The sequence below is a fragment of the Luteibacter aegosomaticola genome, assembly GCF_023078475.1.
In the GTDB taxonomy this organism is placed as follows: domain Bacteria; phylum Pseudomonadota; class Gammaproteobacteria; order Xanthomonadales; family Rhodanobacteraceae; genus Luteibacter; species Luteibacter aegosomaticola.
In genome coordinates this window covers 638,334-659,085 of sequence record NZ_CP095741.1, presented here as the reverse complement: position 1 = coordinate 659,085, position 20,752 = coordinate 638,334, and the positions used below count along the sequence as shown (strand labels likewise).

Here is a 20,752-nt window from a genome sequence, read left to right as displayed (position 1 = left end):
TCATGGCCATCTGGAAGCACCCCCTCGATCTGGACCGTATCAACGGCTGGAGCCGGAACACCATGATGGAAACGCTGGATATCCGCTTCACGGCCTTCGGTGACGACTGGCTGCGCGGCACCATGCCGGTGGACCACCGCACCCAGCAGCCGTTCGGCCTGCTCCACGGCGGCGCATCCGTGGTCCTGGCGGAGACGCTGGGTAGCTCGGCCGCCTTGCTCACGCTGGATGTGGAGAAGGAAATCGCGGTGGGGCTGGATATCAACGCTAACCACATCCGCGGCGTGCGCGGCGGCCTGGTCACCGGCACGGCAAAGGCCGTGCACCTGGGCCGCACCACCCAGGTCTGGGAAATCCGCATCGAAGAAGAAGGCGGCAAGCTGGTGTGCCTCTCGCGCCTGACCATGGCCGTGATCCCGTCCCCCGGCGGCGCCCCGGGGAACCTGCGCTCGTGAGCCATGCCGCGCCCTACGCCGCGCTTTCGCCCGACGTGGTCCTGGCGGCCGTCGATGCCGTGGGCACGTGGAGCGATGGCCGCTTGCTTACGCTGAACAGCTACGAGAACCGCGTATTCCAGGTGGGCCTTGAGGATGGTGGCTTCGTCGTCGCGAAGTTCTACCGTCCGGGGCGCTGGAGCGACGCCGCGATCGGCGAGGAGCATGCGTTCGCGCTGGAACTGGCCGCGGCCGAGATTCCCATGGTGGCGCCGCTCGTCTTCAACGGCCGTACCCTGCTCCGCCACGAAGGCTTCCGTTATGCGCTCTATCCGCGCCGGGGTGGCCGTGCCCCGTCGCTGGAGTCCGCCGACCAGCTCGAGTGGCTGGGACGCTTGCTGGGCCGGATGCATGCCACGGGTGCCCGTGAGCCGTTCCACCACCGTGCCACCCTTGATCGCGCCACGATGATCGACGGCCCCGCGAAGGCCGCGCTCGGCTCCGATCTCCTTCCCGCGCACCTGTTCGATGCCTACCGCCAGGCCGTGATGCGTGTGGACGATGCGGTTTCCCTGCGTTTCGAAGCGGTCGGCCCCGTGCATCGCCTGCGCCTGCATGGCGATTGCCACCCAGGCAACGTGCTGTGGACGGACGCGGGCCCGCATTTCGTCGACCTGGACGATGCGCGCATGGGCCCCGCCGTGCAGGATCTTTGGATGCTGGCCTCGGATGACGCGATGTTCGATGCCCTGCTCGAAGGCTACGGCCAGTTCCGTGATTTCGACCCCACCGAACTGGCCCTGGTCCCTGCCCTGCGCGCCATGCGCCAGGTGCACTACGCCGGCTGGATCGCCGAGCGCTGGCACGATCCGGCGTTCCCCGCCGCCTTCCCGTTCGCCGCCGAAGCGCGCTGGTGGGAGCAGCACATCGCCGACTTGCACGACGCCGCCGACGCACTCTGAACGAACCGTTCGGCCAGCCGGGGCCGCGGACCGCCATAATGCGCCGTCCGCACCCTGGGAGTTCGCATGCATTCGTTCTTTACCCGCGTCATCGCCGTGTTCGAGATCGCCGGTGGCCTCTACGGCCTGGTCCGCCAGATCGATCACCTGCTCGGCTCACGCATGTCGGGCCTGGACGCCGTCGCCACCGTGCTTGGCGTGCTCCTGTTCGCGTTCATCCTCGTTGCCGGCGTGCTGCTGGCGAGCAATGACGGACGCGGCACCCAGATGTCGATCTGGGCGCAGTTTCTCCAGGCGCCCCTGATCGCCACCTCGTTCTTCAGCTACGCGCTCTCGTCGGGCGCCTACGCCAACCTTTCCATGACGATCCAGCGCTCGCCGCGCCTCGGTTTCGACTGGGCCATCGCCGAGCACGGCTGGCTGTTCGCCCTGGGCGGCCCCTCGGCACCACATATCGGGATCAACCTGCTGGCGCTCGCCTCCTGGCTCATCCTGCGCTTCGGCCGCTAAGGGCCGGTATCATTCCCGTATGAATACCCCTGCCATCCCCCAGATCCAGCTCAAAACCGATCGCATGCCCGGCCACCCGTGGGTGTGGTCCGCCCAGGTCGTCAAGCCGGCCGAGCGCATCCCGCCTGGCAGCGTCGTCGACGTCGTCGACGCCAAGGGCCGCTTCATCGGCCGCGGCTTCTGGAACGGCCACGCGCGCGTCGCGTTGCGCCTGCTCACCACCTCGCCGGACGAGGCGATCGATAACGACTGGATCGCTGCCCGCATCACGCGCGCCGTGGGCCTGCGCCGCGAGCTGCTGAAGCTGGATGAGGTGAGCGACGCCTGGCGTGTCGTGCACAGCGAAGGCGACGGCCTCTCCGGCCTGGTCGTCGACCGCTATGCCAACCACCTGGTGGTGGAATACTTCGCCGCAGGCATGTGGCGCTTCCGCGACACCATCCACGCGGAGCTGCAGAAGCATTTCCCGGGTGCGTCGCTCTACTGGTTCGCCGAGCAGCACGTGCAGCGCCAGGAATCGTTCGATGTCCGTTCGAACGACGCTCCGGCCGCGGTCGACGTGCACGAGCACGGCCTGTCCTTCCACGCCGCGCCCGGCCTCGGCCACAAGACCGGTTTTTTTGCCGACCAGCGCGATAACCGTGCACGTTTCGCCCAGTTGGCCCGCGGTCGCCGCGTGCTCGACCTGTGCTGCAACGCCGGCGGCTTCGCGGTACACGCGATGAAGGCTGGGGCGCTCGAAGCCACGGGCGTCGATGCGGATGCCGCTATTCTTGAGGTTGCCCGCGAGAACGCCCGCATGAACGGCGTCGAGGCCACCTTCGAGCAGGGTGATGTGTTCGAGTGGCTGCGCGCCGCGATCGCCCGCGGCGAGACGTGGGATGCCGTGGTGCTCGACCCACCCAAGCTCACCCGCGACCGCAACCAGGTCGTGAACGCGCTCAAGAAATACTTCGCCATGAACCGTACGGCGCTCGACGTACTGGCACCCGGCGGCATCCTGCTGACCTGTTCGTGCACCGGCCTGGTGGGCGAGGATGATTTCCTTGAAATGATCCGCCGCGTTGCCCTCAACGCCGGTCGCGACATCCAGGTGCTGCATGTCGATGGCGCAGGCGCGGATCACCCGGTGGCCAGCAACGTCCCGGAAAACCGCTATCTCAAGGCGGCCTTCTGCCGGGTGGGCTAAGGACTGACGAGGCGTTCACCGCGCCTTGATCGCGGGCCGGCACACACTGCCGGCCATGCCCGGAATACCTGTCACCGACACTGTATGGATCGACGCGATAGCGCGGCGGTTGGATGCGTTTATCGTCGCTTTCATCCAGCCGCACTGGCGTGCGGAAGACCGCTCCCCATGAGGCATGCGGCTAGCTATAGTGCGCGCACGGGGTTCGCGTTCGATCTTGCAGGGGTTGTGTTGACGATGTGGCGGTGGAGTGTGATTCCCGTACTGGCCCTTGGGCTGGCCAGCACCCCCGTGGGCGCGCAAAGCGCGCCTACCGCGCCCCCGCTTGCGCCGGTGGATGCACAAACGCACCGTGGCGTCGTGGATGACACCTGGATCATCGCCCCGCGCCGTCTGGCCGATGCCACGTTGCAGGCCGTGAAGAACTACGCCGACGAAGGCGATATCGCCGCCGGTGTCTCGCTGCGCTATGGCATCGACCATGCCGAATGGGTGGTTGCCGATGTCTTCATCTACCCCGCGGGCCAGGGCGATGAACCTAAGATGCTCGCGCAGGCCGTGCAGGATTTTCGCGAGTCGGTGGCGTTCGCGGAGCGCCAGGAAATCTACCGGAACGTCTGGTGGGGTGATGAAGCGCCGTACACCGCAAAGCTGGCCGGTGGCCGCAAGCAGGCCGGCCGTTTCCTGCCCATCGTGTTCGATTCGCAGAACGATATGCTCACGTCGCGTACCTACCTCTTCTACCGGAAGATGTACTACGTGAAGGTTCGCCTGAGCACGACCGTGGATGCCGTGGACTCCCTCTCCGACAATGCCGATCGATTCATCGCCAGCCTGCTCGATGGGATCGACATCGTCAGCGTCGGCAGCTGCGGCCGAAAGCTCGATATCGTTGCGCTTGAACCCGGGCAGTCACCGCCTTCGGACATGGCGGACGACGTGAGCGCCGATGGTTACCGCGTGGCACTGAAGACGACGAAAGCAGGGACACCGGCCTATGGTGCCCAGACGGCGAAGACCATGGCCCTTGCGCTAAAACGGCAAGTGGCAACGGGCTGCACGTCGCTTCAGTACAACCCGCCATTGGAAGACGACAACCGCACGGTACTGCACCTGCAGTTCGGCCCCGACGACTGGGGCTCCTCGGCGCACCCTGCAAACTGAAGCGGCCGGGACGCGTCCCACGTCCCGGCCGCTGCCGGGCAGGCCCCAGCGGCACACCCCTATCCGTGGGCGACCAACCGGGCTGCGACGACCCGCGAATGATGCGGCTTCGCCTTGGCGTTGGATATGGAAGGATTCTGAAAAATCGAACTAATCCTTCTCCGCCACGATCGCCCTGAACCGGCATACGCCGCCAAGGTGAGCTCGAGCATCAGGTGAAAGCCAGCCCAGCAGTTCCACGAGTGCCCGATGCTTGTCGTACAGGTCTGTGCGCTGCACGACCGGGACATGGTGGAAAACGCGGTTGCGCAAGGCGCGAGCTTGTTCGAGACGCTCCCCCACCCTTGCGCGCGTCCTGTGCGCACGCGGGACTGCCGGTGCAACGTCGCGCAGGGCAGCGGGCCATGGTCCGTTTCGGCACTCATAGCCTCCTCCGAACATCGCGCACCAGAACCCAAACGTCATGGCGGAGACCACTGCGCCAGGCGCCACCTGCTCACCGCGGCCGGCGATCTTGGCCTTTGCCTGTTGGACAAGGTTGGCGTGCGCCCCCTTCATCCAGCTCCCGTCATACCACTGGTTGGTGCCGAAGTGAGCAGAGAACGCGGCATGAATCTGGTTGCGGGTGACGATCTCCAACATATGTAACGTTGGATAAAGCGCTTCTGAGATCTCGATGTTGCGCTGATGCAATTTGAGAAGCCCCTCAGCCGTCTCAGTTGCCGAGGCGCACGCACGCAATCGTTCAAGCGTGATCACGTGAATCAATTTGCCTGTTTCCGGGGCCTCTGAACCAAACTCGGCCCCATCCCTCTTGAAATCTTCCATGGATCGTTCCTAGACTCCGTTCCGCAAACCCCGGAGTGCTCCCCTCCTCACATGTTTGACGTGAGTGATGGGCCCCGGGGTATCTTTTTGTGGGAACGAAATTCTAGGGACGTTGCCTCAGTGCGCCTGTCATCCCTGACTGGCACCAGCGTCTTCCTTCAGCTCGAATCGCTGTAGGCGATGCCTTACGTCGTGGCAATCACCTCTCGCTCTCGAGTCCACGCGCGCCAGCCCATGGCGGCGAGGACGACGAAGCCGGCATAGAGCACGGCGGTGATGGGGAGGGATTTGTACACGTATTCCCCCACATAGATCACGTCCACCGCGATCCATAACCACCACGCAGCCGCGTGGCGGCGGGCCTGCCACCATTGTGCGACCAGACTGAACGCCGTGAGCGCGGCATCCAGCCAGGGCAACGAAGCGTCGGTCCAGCGGTGCATGACGTAACCGAGAGCAAGCGCGGCCGCTGTACCTACCGCCAGGTGCAACCACGCACTGCGCGCATCCAGCGATGCGACGCGCACATGGCCCGTGTCGTCCAGGTTGCGCATCCAGCGATGCCACCCATAGAGGATGAGCAGCGCGAAGATCACCTGCAACAAGGTGTCCGAATAGAGCTTCGCGTCGACGAAGATCCACGCGTACGCGATCACGGAAACCAGCCCCACCGGCCAGCTCCACGGACTGCGCCGCGCGGTGAGCCAAACGCCCGTGGCGCTTACGAGGGCAGCGGCAAACTCGAAGAGGGAGAGTTCAAAGTTCATACGTCATCGAAAGGCGCGCAAGGCGCGGCATGCCGGGGAACAGGTAGCTATCGCCGCCCGAGGTGCCGGTATCGCGCCAGTAGAAGTGGTTGAACACGTTATCGACATTGAGCCGCCAGGTCATCGCGTGGCCGCCCAGCGACGTCGCAAAGCGGAGGCCGGCATCGAAGACGTGATAAGCCGGAACACGGGTGGCGCCATCCGGTGTGGCGACGTTGCTGCTGGCGTAGCGCCAGCCACCGAGCACGGCGAGCCCCGGTACAAACGGCAGGCTGTAGTCGGCGTAGACCGCCGTGCGGTAGCGCGGCACGTTCACGACCTGGTGGTCTTCGTAGGAAGGCGTACCCGTGTTTTCCGCGCGCGCCCGGATAATGTTGGCGCTGGCGGTGAGACGCAGGTTGTCGGTGACACGGCCCGCCAGATTCAACTCGATGCCCGTATGCACCTCCTCGCCGTGCTGCACGAAGGTGAAGCCTTCCGGACTGCTGTCAGGCTGGGCGTACTGATAGGGCTGGCGGATGCGATATAACGCGGCCTGCAGGTCCAGCGCGTCGTTAACGGCGTACTTCGCGCCGAGCTCGAGCTGGCGTGAGTGCAGCGGCGGCAGGTTCGTACCGCCATTCGCCGTCCAGTACGGTGCCTCGCGACCCAACGAGAGACCTTCGCCGTAACTCACATACGTGGTCAGCGCCGACACGGGCTGCCAGAGCACCGCTGCCTGCGGCAACGCCTTGGTCATGCGCGTGTTGCGCTCAAGCGCCCCCGTGTCGTCGTACGCACGCTCATCCAGCTTCACGAGGCGCGTGCCAGCGAGGACCTGCCAGGCATCGGAGAGATGCACCCGATCAATGGCGAAAATCGTGCGCTGCCAGCTGGTCAGGCGGCGCTCGGAAGGACCCGGCTGGTTGGGTGAGGAGGGGAACACCGGGACCACGGCATCATCGATGTTCGCCGTGCCTACGTAGTCGTAGACATCGGCGCGTTGATCCACGGTGCGTCGGAACGAGGATGCGCCGATGTTGAGCTCATGATCGACCGCACCGGTCGCGAACGTACCCGTAACCGTCGCGCGCAATTCGTCGTTCTGCCGCGTATCGTCAGGGCTGCGGTAGTCGTAGACATCGTAATCGCCGTTCGGGGCGAAGAAGTACCCCGGCGTGGCGCCGCTCGCGCACGAGGCAGCGTAAAAACAGCCATACGCGAACGCCACGTTATCGTCGATGACGGTATGGCTATGCCCTGCCGATACCTGCGCATTCCACTGATCGCTAAAGCGGTAATTGAAACGCAGCGACGTGTTGCTCGAATGGATGCCGACCGGGCGCTGCCACGGCTGATAGCCAAGGAGACGCGTGCGGCTCGGGTGTTGCGGAATCTCGGTACCACCCAGCAGCTGGTAACCCGATGCCGAACGGCCACCACTGGTCTGGTAATCCGTATCGAGCAGCAGGGTCGCCGCATCGGTGATCTTCCAGTCGGCCGCGACGGATACGAAGCTCCGCCGCCCATCCGTGTGCTCCACTGGACCGTGCGTACGTTCGTTCGCTGCGTTCACACGCATACCGAAATCGCGCGTGAACCAGGTACCCAGATCGAGTGCTTCGTACGTGGAGCCGTGCGAATCGGTCCCCACCGTGAGGTTGTGCACCTCGGCGGGCCGCTTGCTCACGTAGTTCACCAGCCCGCCCGGCTCGACCACGCCAGCTTCGAGCCCACCGAGTCCCTTCAATACTTCCACGCGCTCCTTACCTTCAAGCGCAGACAACTGCTCAGCCGACATGATCATGCCGTTGAAACGAAAGCCCGTCGCCAGATCCAGCGGAAAGCCGCGGATCGATACATCCTGGTAGTAGCCGGCGGGCGCGTAGTTGTCGTTGATGGCGGCATCGCCGCGGACGAGTTCGCTAAGCGATCGCGGCTGGCGGTCGTCGATCTGTGCACGCGTGATGACGGTGATCGCTGCCGGCGTGTCGTGCAACGGCGCGCTGCCGAAGCTGCCGAACGTATCCAGCTGGGAATCCGCGGCACGGTAGCCTTCCGTGGTGGTGGCACGGACATCGATGGACGGTAGCGTGCGCGCCTGCTGGGGGGTGTCATCGGCCGCGTGGGCAGCAGCAATGAACGACAACAGGGCAAGGGCAAGCGGGGTACGTTTCGGGATCATGGTCGTCTTCGTGGCGAACGGACGAAGCGACGGCCGGCCACGGACCGCCCAACGACGGATGCCATGGCTCTGCAAGCTCCCTACGCCGGTACTAACCGGGTCAGGTTCCAAGGGACTCTCTCAGCCTGGCAACGCCAGGCACCCCCGCTTCAAGACGCCTATTGAAGCACGAATCGGGCGCCCGCGTGGCGAATGGCGTCGAGCAGCCGCTGGCCCGGCGGCGTGGCGAACCACGCGGCGTGCCCGTGCAGGAAGGTATGCCAGGCCACGTCGGCGTGGTCGCGCCGCCGGGTCATGCCCTCGAAGTACTCCACTTCCGAAAGCGCGAAATCGACATGGACCACGGGCAGCACGCTGGCCAGGACGTCGAGATCGTCGTCACTCAACGGCTTCACGGCGTGATAGCCCTCGAGCAGCGCCAGCGCGAGGTCCGCATGGCCGATCTCGCCCTGCGCGATCTCCAGCCAGGCGATGGCGTTGCGCTCGATCGCCGTGGCCAGGTCGAACAGGGCGAAGGTCGCCGCACTGAGGCCCAGATCGAGAACGTCGATAATGGTCGCGGCGTCGCTCGCATCGCTCCAGCAGAGGTTGGAGACATGCCAGTCCCCATGGGTCCAGAGCCGGGGCTGCCTGCGTACACCTGCGTGGGCCGCGCCCTGCCAGGGCGCCATCGTCGCACTGAGCTCCGCACGCCAGTCGCGGTCGCCGAGGTAGGCCGCGAGCGCCGGGCGCTCGGCAAGCTCCGCCTCTACGGCGGCGACGGGGTCACGGGCACCCAGGATGTCCGCCCGCGCCACCAGGATATGCGTCGCCCGCTGGGGTGCCACGTAGCCTTCCGCGGCCTGGTGCAGGCGCGCCAGCATGGAGCCTGCCGCCCGTGCATGCCGCAGGCCGCCCACCGGTGACCACGAAAAGGCGTCGCGGTAGATATCGTTGCCCTGGGCAGGCGCCTGGATCTCGTAGACCCACTCCCCCATGGCCATGGCGGTATGGCCGGTGACATCCGTGAAGAGCGGCGGCAACGGAATGCCGTGGGCCCGCAGATGGCTGGCGAACGCGTGCTCTTCCGCCAGCGTGGCTGCCGAGCGCACGCTGGCGTGGTGGCGCTTGACGAATACGCGCCCGGAGGCGGTTTCCACCAGGGCGGCGGCCGAAAGGGGCCGCGGTGACCGCCAGCGAATGGCTCCCGTGGCGCCCAGCTTTGGAACGCGGCTGAGCAGCTGCGCCACCTCGCGTTCGGTCAGTGCCGGCCAGTCCGGGGGCAGCTCATCGCCAGCGAGGCCATGGGTAAGGTGGGCGTCGTCAATCATCCCGCCAGTGTAACGGCGGCGGCGCCACCCGCCGTTCAGTCGCCGACGAGCGAATCCACGATGCCGTCCTCGACCCAGCTACGCAGCAGGGCACCCGCCTGGCGGGCGGCGGTATCCGGCTCATGCAGGCGTGTCAGTGCCTCGCACATCTCCCCGAACGAGCCACCGGCCAGGGCCAGGTCCAGGCAGGTGCACTCCGGCGACAGCATGCTGGTAAAGCGCGGGGAGCAATCCCGGCGCCAGATGCGCACGCCGGCATCCACATCGAAAACCTCGGCCGCGGGCGGCATGGTCTCGTTGGCCAGGGCGCGCCAGATCGCGGCAGCATTGCTCCGCGTCCACCGGAAACGGAGGGTCGGGACGAAGCGAATCTCCACGGCTTCCCAGTCCGCGGAGACGAGCCCGTCCAGGCCGATGGGGCGAGCATCCGGGCCCGACCAGGTCCGGCTCAGGTGCCAGTCCAGCCAGGCGAGCTCCGCAATCTCCGGATCGGCCGGGTAATGCGCATGCAGCCAGGCCATGTAGCTCTCGCCGTAGTTGCTGAGGGTCCAGGACGCCGGGGGAGTGGCCGCCACGTAGGCTTCAGCCTGCTCGTCGAAGACGCCATCGCCCAGCCACAACCGGGTCTTGGCATAGGTATCCCGGAGCGATGCCACCAGCTGGGAGCGGAACTGGTTCGTGTAGACCGCCATACCCCGCCCATCGAGGCCCTCGACGGCGGGTCCGCCGCGGAGGGTCGACGCGAATTGGGTCTGCAGGTCACGAAGATTCATGCCCGGACGGTAGCACCGCATTTGTGCAGAAACTGCGTGGTCCGGCACGGGACGCCGAACCGAATGCTATTTCGGCAAATCTTTGTGTGGGCTCTGTATTCCGGCCCATGGCTGCCGCTATATCATTCAACCAGAAAGCGTCAGTCGTAACGGGATCGTTCCGGAAGGCTGGCATCTGAATGGCCGCTACCGCGGCATCGAGGGATGGCAGTGGGCAGTTCAAACCGGGATCCGCTGGCGTGGGGCCGCTATCTGGCGGTCGCGGGCGCGTATGCCGCTTGCTACGAGCTTACCCGCAACATCTCGTTCTCCCACTGGATGCTGCCCGCAGGCCTGCGCCTTGCCTGCCTCCTGTTGGTGCCGCGCCGCTACTGGCCGGCCCTGGCCGTGGGCGAGGCCTTGCCGATCGCCGAAATGGCCGCCCTGCACGCCAGTAGTTTCGGCGTGCTCTGGGCCTTCATGGCATCGTTCCCACCGATCGTCGTGTGCATGCCGGCCATGGCCTGGCTGCGCAGCCGCTACACGCTCGTGCGCCCCGATGGGCAGGTGAACATGGGGCTGATCCTGGCCGCCACGCTGCTCTGTGCCGCCTTTACGGCGGGTGCCAACGCGCTCGTACTTTCGACCGTGCAACTGGCTGACGGCTCGCCGGCGCCTTCGGTGACCCTGCCGATCCTGCTGGCGTGGGTGCTCGGCTGCTACCTCGGCGCCCTCACCCTCACGCCGCTGATCCTTGCGATCCGCGAACGGATGGCAGCGCTCCCCGGCGGCGTGGTCACCTGGCCGGCGCTGCGCGATAGCCCGCTCCTCCGTGACGCCCTGCTGTTCGTGGTCCCCTGCCTGGCCCTGCTCCTGCTGGTATCCGACGGGACGGGCGACGACAACGGTTTGCTCACCTGCGTGCGTATCGGCATGGCCGTCCCGGTCATCCTCATGACCCTCCGGCACGGCTGGCACGGGGCCGCCGTGGGCGGCATGCTGGCGAGCGTGGCCCAGGCCAGCACCTCGTTCCAGTTGCAGGATCCCGCGATGATCCGTTCGCAGGCGATCCTGGCCTTCATCGCTTCAACCGCGTTGATCTTCGGCGTCCGCATCGCACAGCGCATCGTGGCGGCTCGGGCCGCTGCGCACCCGGGGATGGCCGTGGCGCCCGCACCCGCACCTTCACCGAGGCACTGAACCTCAAACGATATCGCCGGGCACATGGCCCGGCGATATCCCTGCGCACGCCTTACGGCCCGCGCGACGAGCACTCCACGGGATTCTTGCATTCCACCGCGACGGCCATCACGCGCGCGGTACCGTCGGCCTGCGGCGCCACCGCCACCTGGGTGGTGCCGTCGGTGTACACCGTCTGGCTCGTCGTGCTCGCTGGTGCGGGCAAGGGATCCTCGGATGTAGCGACATTCGAGCCATCACTACCCACGGGCGTACCGTAGCGGCCTGTCGGCGTGATCATGACAGCGGCGCGCACATTGCCGTTGGCATCATTCACCTGAACGTATTTGGTGCTGCCACGCTGGAAGACGTACACGTGGAAGTTCGGGTTGCTGCTGACGTCAGTCGTATTCGGCCACTGCTGGCCTAGACCGGACGTTGCCGATTGCGCATGGGCGGCCCCGATGCCAAGGGCGAGGAAGGAAAGTGAGACGGCGAGCGTGCGGAGCGGGAAGGACATGGCGGAATCCCCATCAGTGATGCCGGGCCACCGCACCATGCGGCGGCTACCGGTGGATCGACGTTGGGGGCGCCCATAGGCGCTGGCCCCATGGTCGATGCTCCCGACTTTCCCCCAACGGTTTGAGGATAGCGGCCCCACGTGCCGAATCCGCGCACTGGTGGGGGCGCCTTGGTTCAGGCGCCCCCGTCGCACAGGCTTAGGGACAGGCCGGCTCCGCCGCCGCCATATGGAGGCGCGTGGCCCACCGCCCCATCAGCACTGCCAGGCCGATATCGACCAGCACCTCGCTTGGCCACACATCACCGTAGAAAAAGCCGTCTACGTTCGCGAGCATGCCGTAGATACCGATCGTGTTGACGCAGGCGCCGGCCGCCAGCAGTGCACACGCAACGCGAGCGAGACGCGACAGCAGCCGCTCGGTGACCAGCCAACCGGAAGCCACGGTCACCACCGTACATGCCGCCAGATCAACCACAAGCAAGGCAGCGCTCATTTGCCACCTCCCGTGACGCGCGCTATCAATCGATCAGCCACACCGTCACCGTGCCGATCGAGCAGGCGTTGCGCGATCGTGGTGAGCTTCAAACCGAAACAGCCTACGAGGAACGACACACCCGCCTGGACTTCCACGCCTTCATCGGGAAGAAAATGACGCTGGATGGCGGGGGCCACGAACAACGCGATGAGCATGCCGCATACCACCTGCACCACGGCACGGCTTCGCGATTCCAGTGCACTCATGGCGACAGGCAGCACAGCGCCACCGAGTGCAGCCAGCAGAAGCCAGAAACGATTGAGCAGAAGGGAATCCATCACGGTCTCCTTTGCGCCACGGGTGCGGGCTTCAAGGTGCCGGACCATGCACGGCCGGCGCGTTCAAACGAAACATCGACATCCACATCCTTGCTCTCGATACGTATGTCGCCGGGATACATCCCTACGCAAAATGCACCGCCGTTTGGCGACGGTCCAAACCGAAAATCCGACACTTCCGCATGCTCATCGAGCAACTCCGCAGGAATGGAACAGCTACCAGGCTCACTGAATTGCAGATGCGCCTTTTCTCCCTTACGGATCAACTGCACGCGTATCACGTCACCCTCGGACCGCACCACGCCCTTCCATTGCCCGTCTGGCACGGCGGCATGCGCCGTACCCATGGCTACCATCAGGGCGCAAAGCACGGCCGAGGTTCGCCGCTTCGTCAACATTCCATGTGACATCTCGCTCTCCTTTCTCGATGGGGCATTACCCCGTGGCATCGGCGGCCACGCCGTCGATGTAGAGCCGCGGCGACCATCCGTTCGAGGCATCGCAGAAGACTTCGAACCGATGGACACGCGACGGCATAAGCCAGGCGAAGAACGGCCGCCCGGGCGTGATCTGAAGCATCGCCCCGCCACCACGCGACGTCCCGTCGAACGCCAGGCAAAGCTCGGCCAGCAGGGGCATCCAGGCCGCGCGCCCCGTCGGTCCGTCGAGTACCGCTTCACGCCGCTGCAGTGACGCCGCCTGAACCGAGATAGCGGTAGCCTTCGCGCGGGCAAGCAGGGTCGCTACGGGCACGGCTCGCCGGATCATTCAATCCACCAGCCAGGAAGGTTTTCGGGGAAACGCCACGTGGTAGCAGATCCACTGGAGCACCACCTGGTGTTCTCCGATCTGCAGGATCGTGAAACTCTTCTCCGTCGCCAGGATGTGGCCACGCGGTGCCTCGTTGAGGCAGCGATTCAACAGCGCCCGCGCGCCTTCGATCTGCTCTTCCGAGGCCATCTGGCTGGGGTTGTTACTCCCAACGATGATCCGCTTCACGAACCGCACATCAGTGACATCGACCATGACTGTCTCCCTGGCTGGTCGTGGCGCCGGGGCGCCACGACCATTACTCAAAAAATCTTAAGGGTCCAAGGGACCCTTACCCGAGCCCGAAGGCACCGCGACAGGCTTTTCAACGACAGCCGACTGCAGGATATCCATGACGCGCGCGAGGCCTTCAGGCATGCCACCATCGCGCGCCTGCAGGTTGACGTGATACTTCGCGGAATTGTCGGACGTACGCGTGTTTTCCTTGTGCGATGCGATCGATCCTTGCACCGACACCTTGGCACCGAAGCCGCTCCACGAAGCGTCGACCGTGGCGCCGATATCCAGCGAACTCTTGTCGTGCGTCGCCGACTTCACTTCCATATCAAAGGTGATATCCACGTTCTCGACGGAAAGGGTCGGCACCTTCACGATCGAGAGGAGCGGCACACTCATTTCGACCTTTTCGTCATGCCAGTTCCCCTCGGCGTCCTGCACCGGCCGCGAGAAGTGGAAGGCGGACGTACGGGTCTTGAGGTTACCCTCGCCGTCGTCCTCGAAGCCCACCTTGTTGATGAAATCGGCCGTCGCTCGGGCCAGGCTGACCTGGGCTTCACAGGCGGCAATCAGCGGTGCGCCCACCAGGTCACCCATCGGCAACCCACGGAACTGTTCTGCAATCGTCATAACGTCACTCCTTTACGTATCGACATTGGCCCCCGGCGCTTCATGCACCAGGGAGTTCGGCCGGGTGTGGGGGAGGGTTAGTCGCCCGGCCGGAACGTCTGGAAGACCCCTTGGGTCATCGCTAAATGGTTGGTGAGCCGCGAGACGCCGTCGGTAGGTTCCACACCTTCGACGCGCAACTTGACGTGGACGTTGCCAGTGTCTCGGGAACGTTGGCTAGCGTTGGTATCCAAAGCCACTGAGCCTTTTCGTACCCGGGAAAGAAAGGCCCAGCGCCCTTTATCGATAGCCTGTATGCCATCCTCGTCCGCGTTATCGGCTGCGAAGAAGGCTCCGAGTTCGGCATCGAAGCTGATCTCCACGTCCTTGATGCGCAACGATGTCGTGGGAACGAGTGGGAGCAAGGGCGCACGGTAGAGATCTTCATCGTTCTCGCCTGCGCCCGCTTGCATCGATGGCATACGGATCACCACGCTCTTGGGTCGGTTGTCTTCATCGAAGTAATCCGCCAGATGCGCCACCTGCGCTTGCTCGATCCTTGTCTGCGCTTCGACCACGGCGCCAGCCATGGCTTCGATAAGGCTCTCAAGTGGGGTAGTTGTCATCGGGCGACGCACACACCGCTGAACGTCCTGTTCTTCTTTCGCATCCGTGTCTCCTTCTTGGCGTGTGCGCCGCTGTGTTCGAACTATGGACTTTCATGGAGCTTTCAGGCTATCGGCGATGAGCTGATATGCGTATCGGTCATGCGTCGAGCGCTATCAGGCCCGTACGCAAGGCGTAGCGCGTGAGATCTGCGATGCCCTCCAGCTCGAGCTTCGCGAGTATGTGCTCGCGATGCGTCCCTACCGTTTTCATGCTGATATGCAAACGCTCGGCGATCTGGCGCGTGGAATGCCCTTCTGCATAGAGCTGCGCCACCTCTTTCTCACGCGGCGTAAGCGCGGATGCCGGGTCATGGCCCTGGCAGAACGCTTCGACGAGTACGTGTGCCAGTTCGGGGCTGACGTGGTATCGCGATGACAGGACACTGTCTATCCCATCGACAAGGTTCGCGAATGTGCATCGCTTCAGCACATACCCATGCGCGCCCGCGTCGAACGCAGCACGTACGCAGGGCCGGTCCGCACTCTCTGAAAGGCACAGCATCCGCGTTTGCGGGCAACGCGACGCGACCCTTCGCGCTGCCTCGATGCCATTGAGCCCAGGCATATTCTCGTTGAACACCAACAGATCCGGCTTGCGATCGACGCATAACCGCAGGCAATCGCGCCCATCTCCCGTGGTCCCAACGACCTCGAACCTGTCTTGCTGCGACAACAGCGCCGCCAACCCTTCCCTCATCAGCTCCTGCTCATCTGCCAGCACAACGCGAACGGGCCGCGCGGCGCCATGTGACAGAATGGGGTTTCCTTGCATTGACCTACTCCTGGTTTGGGCAGGCGCGTACCGTTGACGAGAGAACATTCTCACGTCCTTCCGGAAACCTTACGGCCAGCCAAATAACCGATAAATCAACTGGTTGCCTATGCCGGCACCAACTGCCGGCGGCATGTAGTACGTGTTCGCGTCTTCTCCCTTTCTCATTGCCGACTGGATCGTGGACCCAAAGCAGCGGACCATCACGCGCCGCGGCGTCCTGCGGCAGCTCGAGCCTCGGCATATGGACGTGCTATGTGCGCTGGCGCGACGACGAGGCCAGGTGGTCGGTGTCGAAGAACTACTGGACGCGTGCTGGCGTGGGGGCTTTTTCGGCGATAACCCCGTGCACAAGGCGGTGGCCATGCTTCGCCGCACGCTTGGCGACAATGCGAAGGTCCCCCGCTATATCGCTACGGTGCGCAAGCGCGGGTACCTTCTCGTTGCCCGGGTAGGGCCCGTGCGCCATGCCGAAGACCGGCTTGAAGCGGCGATCCGCCGGTGGGGAGCCGCGCCGGCGTTCCAGCGGCGCATGCGCGCACTCGGCCCCAACGATGCGGACGAGTGGCAAACCCTGGCGGCCATCCTGTTGCGCATAGCGGCCACCCTGGTGATCGACGGCGCCCTGCCGCACGCGCTGGGCGCCGTCGATGAGGCGCGCGACTGGCTCGCCGCGCAGGTGCAAGTCACGTTACCTGGTGAACGACACAACCCAGGCGCTGAAGGGCGGCAGCGTCGTCCCATCCAGTGAGGCCGCACCTGACAGCGCGGGCGTGCTGGCGGCGAGTGTATGGATCGTCTTCGCCTCAAGTCCCGTCTTGAGCACGCGCGGCTTATCGCTGAAATTCATGGCGACCAGGACCGGCACCTCGCCTTCGCGCACCCAGGCCAGCACATCCGGATTAGTGCGGTCGACGAAGACCATGCGGCCATCTCGGATGGCCGGGTTATCCTGGCGCAGCGCAATAAGCGTGCGGTACCACTGAAGTAGTGACTGCGGATCCTTAAGCTCGGAGGCCACGTTCACCGTGCTGTAGTTCGTCGCGACGGGAAGCCAGGTAGCAGGGTTAGTCGAGAAGCCAGCCTGCGGCCCGGCGGTCCACTGCATGGGCGTACGCTCGCCGTCACGTCCCTTGTCGTTCGGCCAGTTCGCGATGCCAACAGGATCGCGCACGTCTTCCTTCCGCGCAGGCACCGACGTGGTCATGCCCAGGGGTGCGCCGTAATAGGTCATGGCGACGCCACGGTTCATGAACAACAAGGCCGCAAGCACCTTGGCCCGGTCGATGTCGTGCTTGCCATCGCCATAGCGATCGATGGAGCGTTCGTTGTCGTGGTTGTCGAAGGCCATGAGGGGCGTACCACCCTCGAGTTGCACTTGCGCGTCCTCAAGGTGCTTGCGGAACCACGCGGCATCGAACTTCGTGCCCCAGCCGAAGCCCGGCAACATGTCCATCGGCAGCTGCAGCTCATCCTGCGCCTTGCCGCCATACCAGGGCACAAGCGCTTCGGTGGTGGGCTCATAGGTCTCACCGATGAGTACGCGGTCACCAGGGTACGCATCGACCAGCTTACGCAGGCGGCGCATCACATCATGGACTTCGGGCAGCTTGTCGCTGTACGCGTAGTGCAGGTTGGGATCACCGTGCGGATTGGTACCACCGCGCTCGGGATCGTTGCGCAGCTTCGTGTCCTCGAACAGTGTGGAAATCGCATCCAGCCGGAAGCCGTCCACGCCACGATCGAGCCAGAAGCGGATCGCGCCAAACATCGCCTTCTCCACCGCCGGATTGCGCCAGTTGAGATCGGGCTGCTGGGGGTAGAAGCGGTGGTAGTAGAACTGCTTTCGTGAAGGTGCCCATTCCCACGCCGTGCCACCGAACATGGATTGCCAGTTGTTCGGGGGCACCTTGCCATCATGCACGTAGCGTTTCTGGAACGCCGTCACCCCGGGCGCGTTCACATCAACGCCATCATTCCAGACGTACCAATCGGCATGCGCGCTGGTGCGGGAACGAGCCGAGTCAACAAACCACGGATTTTTATCCGAGGTGTGGTTCATCACCATGTCGAGTACGACGTGCACATGACGCTTCTTTGCCTCGGCCACCATGCGGTCGAAGTCGGCGAGCGAACCATACTGCGGATCGACGGCCTGGTAGTCCGCGATGTCATATCCGAAATCCACCTGCGGGGATGGATACATCGGGGTGATCCAGATCGTGTCTGCCCCGAGGGACACCACATCATCGAGGTGCGACGTGATGCCATTCAGATCGCCCACGCCGTCGCCGTTGCTGTCGGCGTAGCTGCGCGGATACACCTCGAGCACCACCGCATGCTTCCACCACGGCGAGATAGAGGAGGCCTCGGCAGTGAGGCCTAGCGCGGGTGCCAGCGTAAGGAAGGTAGCGGCGGCGAGGCGTCGCGCAGCGTGGCGCATGGTTCAACTCCCTGGGGCAAGCTCCCGATAAGAGCCTGCACAGCCGCATGCGTCAACCGGCACAAGTCACGGAAGCACCCTTAGCGACGGCGTGGCTTCGGCTTTGCTGCGGCCACGCGTTGCCAGCCATCCCAATACGGTGGCTCACCGATCGATTCGCCCAGCCACTGCAGGAAGCTCTGCGTCTTGCGAGACCGCTGCCGATTCGCTGGATAGACCGCATGGATGCCCAGGGCATCCGGCTCGAGCGCCCACGTCATCTCGCCCAGCAACGGCACCAGTTCGCCACGCTCCAGATAACGGCTGGCGAGCCAGGTCGGGAAGCAGACGATGCCTTTCCCACCGCGCACCATCTCCAGGAGGTATTCGATGTAGTTGCTGCGAACGTTGCCACCGGCATCCACCGGGACGAACGGCGCGTCGCCCGAACGGTAGTGCCATTTCTGCGGGCCGTAGGTGGCCTGGTAGACCAGGCAGTTGTGGCTGCTCAGTTCCGCAGGATCCTGCGGCGCACCGCACGCTTCGACGTATGCGGGTGCTGCGCAAAGTACGAACGATTGGATCGCCAGCAAGCGGGCGAGCATCCGCGAGTCATTCAGCTCGCCGATCCGGATGGATACATCGATGCCCGCTTCTACCGGGTCCGAGAACGTATCGGTGAGCCACAGGTCGAGTTCGACCGCCGGATGCCGTTCCTGGAAGCGCATGAGTATCGGTGCAAGATGGCGGCGCGCGAACGCCGGCGGTGCGCTGATCTTCAGGCGGCCTCGCGGCTCATCTTCTTCGCCGATGTGTTCGCCCGCCTGGTCGATTTGTTCGATCGCTTCACGGATGGATTCGTAATAGCGCTGCCCCGCGTCCGTCAGGCGCACGGCACGCGAGTGGCGGGTAAACAGTGCCTGGCCCAACGCGTGCTCAAGCGCCGCGATATGCCGCGAGGCCGATGACGGCAGGAGGTTCAGCTCCGCGGCGGCCTGGGAAAAGCTGCCGTGCGTGGCCACGCGCACGAACAGGCGCAGGGCGAGAAGGTTCACGTTCTTGTGCATGGCAGGCCGCCTTGCTTGCCGGGTCGGCAAGGTTGGTTTGTCGAAATAACAATTGTATGCCTGACAGGGCAAGCGTAGATTGTCATTCCAGCAAAGCAGACGGCTGGATCGCCGTCAAAACGGCATAAGGTCGCACCCAGCGGCCTTGCTCCCCGAGGGAGCCGCCCCTTTGCACCCCAACCGGCATGCACCCCTCCCCCGGCCGCTTATCGCGCGCTGGATGGCGTCGTGCGGCCTGCGATCTGCCAGGTGAAGTCTATGCAATGCAGTACCCATACCACCGTACGCGGGCCGCGCCACCGCCGGCGAGCGGTGTGGAGCGCCGGCGTCCTGATGGCCATGGCCTCCTACGGCGGCAACGCCATAGCCGAGGATGCGGATGCGCCCGATGCACCCACGGAGTCCGTCACAACCACGCGGAGCCGCTGGGAGAAGCAGGGCGTGACGCTGCGCGGTGACTACGTCTCCGAGACCTTCCGCGTCGCCAGCGGCGGCCTGCGCCAGGGCACGCGTTATGCGCAGCAGCTGCGCTTTGGCGCCGACCTCGATATGCGCAAGCTCGCCGGCTGGGCGCAGGGCACGTTCCACATCACCCTCAACGATCGTGCGGGCCGCGGCGCTACCACCGACCTGGCGGGCAACCGCATGCCCATCCAGGAGGTCTATAGCAGCCAGTTCCTCAAGCTCACCGAACTCAGCTACGACCAGGACATCGCGGGTTCGCGTGCCAACATCAAGCTGGGCCTGTGGGCGATGGGTAACGATTTCGGTGGCCTGCCCATCCTTTGCGAACTGGTAAATGCGGCGTTCTGCGCGCACCCGCTCGCCATGTCAGCCGGCAGCGGCTGGGGCAACTACCCGAACGCGCGTCCCGGCATCCGGGTGAACTGGCACCTCGCGCCCACCGCCGATCTGCGCGTCGGCGTCTTCGAGGTCAACCCGGGCTACAGCACCGAAGACCACGGCTTTTCGCTGCACGCGCGTGGATCCACCGGCAGCATGGTGCCGGTCGAACTCGACCTGCATAGCCGCGATCCACAAGCGATGCATGCGGCGGAACTGAAGCTGGGCGCCTACTACGACAACAGCCGCGTAGCGCGCCAGGGCCGTGATGGCGAAACCAGCGGCCGCTATGGCGCGTATGCGCTGGGCACGGTTCGTGTTCACCAGGAAGCGCGCGACCCGCGCCGCGGGCTCGTGCTGGCCGGTGAAGTGATGAAGGCCGATGCCCGCACGGCCCAGATGACGTCCTGGTATTCCATCGATGCCATCTACCAGGGCACGTTCCCAAGCCGCCCTCTCGACACAGTGGCCCTTGGCTACGTGCGCGCCGTCATCAACCCGCGCATCGATCGCGCGTGGCGCGCCGCGCAGATCGCGCCTGCGCAGGATGCGTTCCTCAACACACTGCCGGACGCGGAAAGCGTCGTCGAGCTCAGCTACGGCTGGCGCGTGAACCGGTGGTTCCTCGTGCGCCCGGATGTCCAGTACGTCAAGGATCCGGGCGCCTTCTCGCAACGTCGCACGCAAAACGTGATCGCTTTCGGCCTGCAGCTGAAAGCGACGCTCTGA

At 64.8% G+C, this 20,752-nt stretch carries 24 protein-coding genes and 1 riboswitch; of the genes, 8 read left to right on the top strand and 16 right to left on the bottom strand.

Annotated elements, in window-relative coordinates; genetic code table 11:
• The first annotated feature begins 2 nt into the window (after nt 1–2).
• The 5 genes from L2Y96_RS02935 to L2Y96_RS02915 all read left to right on the top strand — a co-directional run bounded on the left by L2Y96_RS02935 (nt 3) and on the right by L2Y96_RS02915 (nt 4,259).
• On the top strand, nt 3–455 hold the full coding sequence (locus tag L2Y96_RS02935) for a hotdog fold thioesterase (RefSeq protein WP_247331895.1): 453 nt from the start codon (nt 3–5) through the stop codon (nt 453–455).
• Complete coding sequence (locus L2Y96_RS02930; RefSeq protein WP_247331893.1) at nt 452–1,396, top strand: serine/threonine protein kinase; 945 nt, start codon at nt 452–454, stop codon at nt 1,394–1,396. Before L2Y96_RS02935 ends, L2Y96_RS02930 begins: the two co-directional genes overlap by 4 nt.
• Nucleotides 1,397–1,462: 66 nt before the next feature.
• Nucleotides 1,463–1,906 (top strand): hypothetical protein, encoded by a 444-nt coding sequence (locus tag L2Y96_RS02925; protein ID WP_247331891.1) that lies wholly within the window; start codon nt 1,463–1,465, stop codon nt 1,904–1,906.
• Nucleotides 1,907–1,925: 19 nt separating this feature from the next.
• On the top strand, nt 1,926–3,095 hold the full coding sequence (locus tag L2Y96_RS02920) for a class I SAM-dependent rRNA methyltransferase (RefSeq protein WP_247331889.1): 1,170 nt from the start codon (nt 1,926–1,928) through the stop codon (nt 3,093–3,095).
• 252 nt (nt 3,096–3,347) lie between these two features.
• Nucleotides 3,348–4,259, top strand: a complete 912-nt coding sequence (locus tag L2Y96_RS02915; protein WP_247331887.1) for a hypothetical protein — start codon at nt 3,348–3,350, stop codon at nt 4,257–4,259.
• 150 nt (nt 4,260–4,409) lie between these two features.
• On the opposite strand, the gene L2Y96_RS02910 is transcribed toward L2Y96_RS02915, so the two are convergent.
• The 5 genes from L2Y96_RS02910 to L2Y96_RS02890 form a co-directional block, all read right to left on the bottom strand.
• Complete coding sequence (locus tag L2Y96_RS02910; RefSeq protein ID WP_247331885.1) at nt 4,410–5,087, bottom strand: hypothetical protein; 678 nt, start codon at nt 5,085–5,087, stop codon at nt 4,410–4,412.
• A gap of 185 nt (nt 5,088–5,272) precedes the next feature.
• Nucleotides 5,273–5,854 carry a nicotinamide riboside transporter PnuC gene (pnuC, locus tag L2Y96_RS02905; RefSeq protein ID WP_247331883.1) on the bottom strand — a complete coding sequence of 194 codons (582 nt, stop codon included), beginning with the start codon at nt 5,852–5,854 and terminating at the stop codon, nt 5,273–5,275.
• Entirely contained in the window at nt 5,844–8,018 is a 2,175-nt protein-coding gene (locus L2Y96_RS02900; protein ID WP_247331881.1) for a TonB-dependent siderophore receptor, read from the bottom strand. Before L2Y96_RS02900 ends, pnuC begins: the two co-directional genes overlap by 11 nt.
• 60 nt (nt 8,019–8,078) lie before the next feature.
• Nucleotides 8,079–8,174, bottom strand: a riboswitch (TPP riboswitch).
• Between the two features lie 2 nt (nt 8,175–8,176).
• On the bottom strand, nt 8,177–9,328 hold the full coding sequence (locus tag L2Y96_RS02895) for a phosphotransferase enzyme family protein (RefSeq protein WP_247331872.1): 1,152 nt from the start codon (nt 9,326–9,328) through the stop codon (nt 8,177–8,179).
• 35 nt (nt 9,329–9,363) lie between these two features.
• Nucleotides 9,364–10,101 (bottom strand): HvfC/BufC N-terminal domain-containing protein, encoded by a 738-nt coding sequence (locus tag L2Y96_RS02890; RefSeq protein ID WP_247331870.1) that lies wholly within the window; start codon nt 10,099–10,101, stop codon nt 9,364–9,366.
• Between the two features lie 210 nt (nt 10,102–10,311).
• On the opposite strand from L2Y96_RS02890, the gene L2Y96_RS02885 reads away from it, so the two are divergent.
• The gene (locus L2Y96_RS02885; RefSeq protein WP_247331869.1) at nt 10,312–11,280 is read left to right on the top strand and encodes an MASE1 domain-containing protein; all 969 of its coding nucleotides are present in this window, start codon (nt 10,312–10,314) and stop codon (nt 11,278–11,280) included.
• A gap of 52 nt (nt 11,281–11,332) precedes the next feature.
• On the opposite strand, the gene L2Y96_RS02880 is transcribed toward L2Y96_RS02885, so the two are convergent.
• The 9 genes from L2Y96_RS02880 to L2Y96_RS02840 all read right to left on the bottom strand — a co-directional run bounded on the left by L2Y96_RS02880 (nt 11,333) and on the right by L2Y96_RS02840 (nt 15,691).
• Nucleotides 11,333–11,779: a hypothetical protein gene (locus L2Y96_RS02880; protein ID WP_247331867.1), complete on the bottom strand. Its 447-nt coding sequence runs from the start codon at nt 11,777–11,779 to the stop codon at nt 11,333–11,335.
• Nucleotides 11,780–11,978: 199 nt separating this feature from the next.
• The gene (locus L2Y96_RS02875; protein ID WP_247331865.1) at nt 11,979–12,275 is read right to left on the bottom strand and encodes a hypothetical protein; all 297 of its coding nucleotides are present in this window, start codon (nt 12,273–12,275) and stop codon (nt 11,979–11,981) included.
• A complete protein-coding gene (locus L2Y96_RS02870) occupies nt 12,272–12,595 on the bottom strand; it encodes a hypothetical protein (protein WP_247331864.1) in 324 nt (107 codons plus the stop codon). Before L2Y96_RS02870 ends, L2Y96_RS02875 begins: the two co-directional genes overlap by 4 nt.
• Complete coding sequence (locus L2Y96_RS02865) at nt 12,595–13,005, bottom strand: hypothetical protein (RefSeq protein ID WP_247331862.1); 411 nt, start codon at nt 13,003–13,005, stop codon at nt 12,595–12,597. Before L2Y96_RS02865 ends, L2Y96_RS02870 begins: the two co-directional genes overlap by 1 nt.
• Nucleotides 13,006–13,030: 25 nt before the next feature.
• Nucleotides 13,031–13,363, bottom strand: a complete 333-nt coding sequence (locus tag L2Y96_RS02860; protein ID WP_247331860.1) for a hypothetical protein — start codon at nt 13,361–13,363, stop codon at nt 13,031–13,033.
• The gene (locus L2Y96_RS02855) at nt 13,364–13,621 is read right to left on the bottom strand and encodes a hypothetical protein (RefSeq protein WP_247331859.1); all 258 of its coding nucleotides are present in this window, start codon (nt 13,619–13,621) and stop codon (nt 13,364–13,366) included. It abuts the gene before it with no gap.
• Between the two features lie 57 nt (nt 13,622–13,678).
• A complete protein-coding gene (locus L2Y96_RS02850; RefSeq protein WP_247331857.1) occupies nt 13,679–14,272 on the bottom strand; it encodes a DUF2589 domain-containing protein in 594 nt (197 codons plus the stop codon).
• 77 nt (nt 14,273–14,349) lie between these two features.
• Nucleotides 14,350–14,877, bottom strand: a complete 528-nt coding sequence (locus L2Y96_RS02845; protein ID WP_247336874.1) for a DUF2589 domain-containing protein — start codon at nt 14,875–14,877, stop codon at nt 14,350–14,352.
• A 139-nt stretch (nt 14,878–15,016) separates the two neighbouring features.
• Nucleotides 15,017–15,691 (bottom strand): response regulator, encoded by a 675-nt coding sequence (locus L2Y96_RS02840; protein WP_247331855.1) that lies wholly within the window; start codon nt 15,689–15,691, stop codon nt 15,017–15,019.
• Between the two features lie 142 nt (nt 15,692–15,833).
• Here L2Y96_RS02840 and L2Y96_RS02835 point away from each other — a divergent pair, with 142 nt between their 5' ends.
• Nucleotides 15,834–16,442 carry a winged helix-turn-helix domain-containing protein gene (locus L2Y96_RS02835; protein ID WP_247331853.1) on the top strand — a complete coding sequence of 203 codons (609 nt, stop codon included), beginning with the start codon at nt 15,834–15,836 and terminating at the stop codon, nt 16,440–16,442.
• On the opposite strand, the gene L2Y96_RS02830 is transcribed toward L2Y96_RS02835, so the two are convergent.
• Together L2Y96_RS02830 and L2Y96_RS02825 are read right to left on the bottom strand one after the other, a co-directional pair.
• Nucleotides 16,383–18,134, bottom strand: a complete 1,752-nt coding sequence (locus L2Y96_RS02830) for an alpha-glucosidase (RefSeq protein WP_247331851.1) — start codon at nt 18,132–18,134, stop codon at nt 16,383–16,385. The two genes, L2Y96_RS02835 and L2Y96_RS02830, sit on opposite strands and share 60 nt — an antisense overlap.
• A gap of 80 nt (nt 18,135–18,214) precedes the next feature.
• Entirely contained in the window at nt 18,215–19,180 is a 966-nt protein-coding gene (locus L2Y96_RS02825; RefSeq protein ID WP_247331849.1) for a LysR family transcriptional regulator, read from the bottom strand.
• A gap of 333 nt (nt 19,181–19,513) precedes the next feature.
• Between L2Y96_RS02825 and L2Y96_RS02820 the strand changes: the two genes are divergently transcribed.
• Nucleotides 19,514–20,752: a carbohydrate porin gene (locus L2Y96_RS02820; protein WP_247331847.1), complete on the top strand. Its 1,239-nt coding sequence runs from the start codon at nt 19,514–19,516 to the stop codon at nt 20,750–20,752.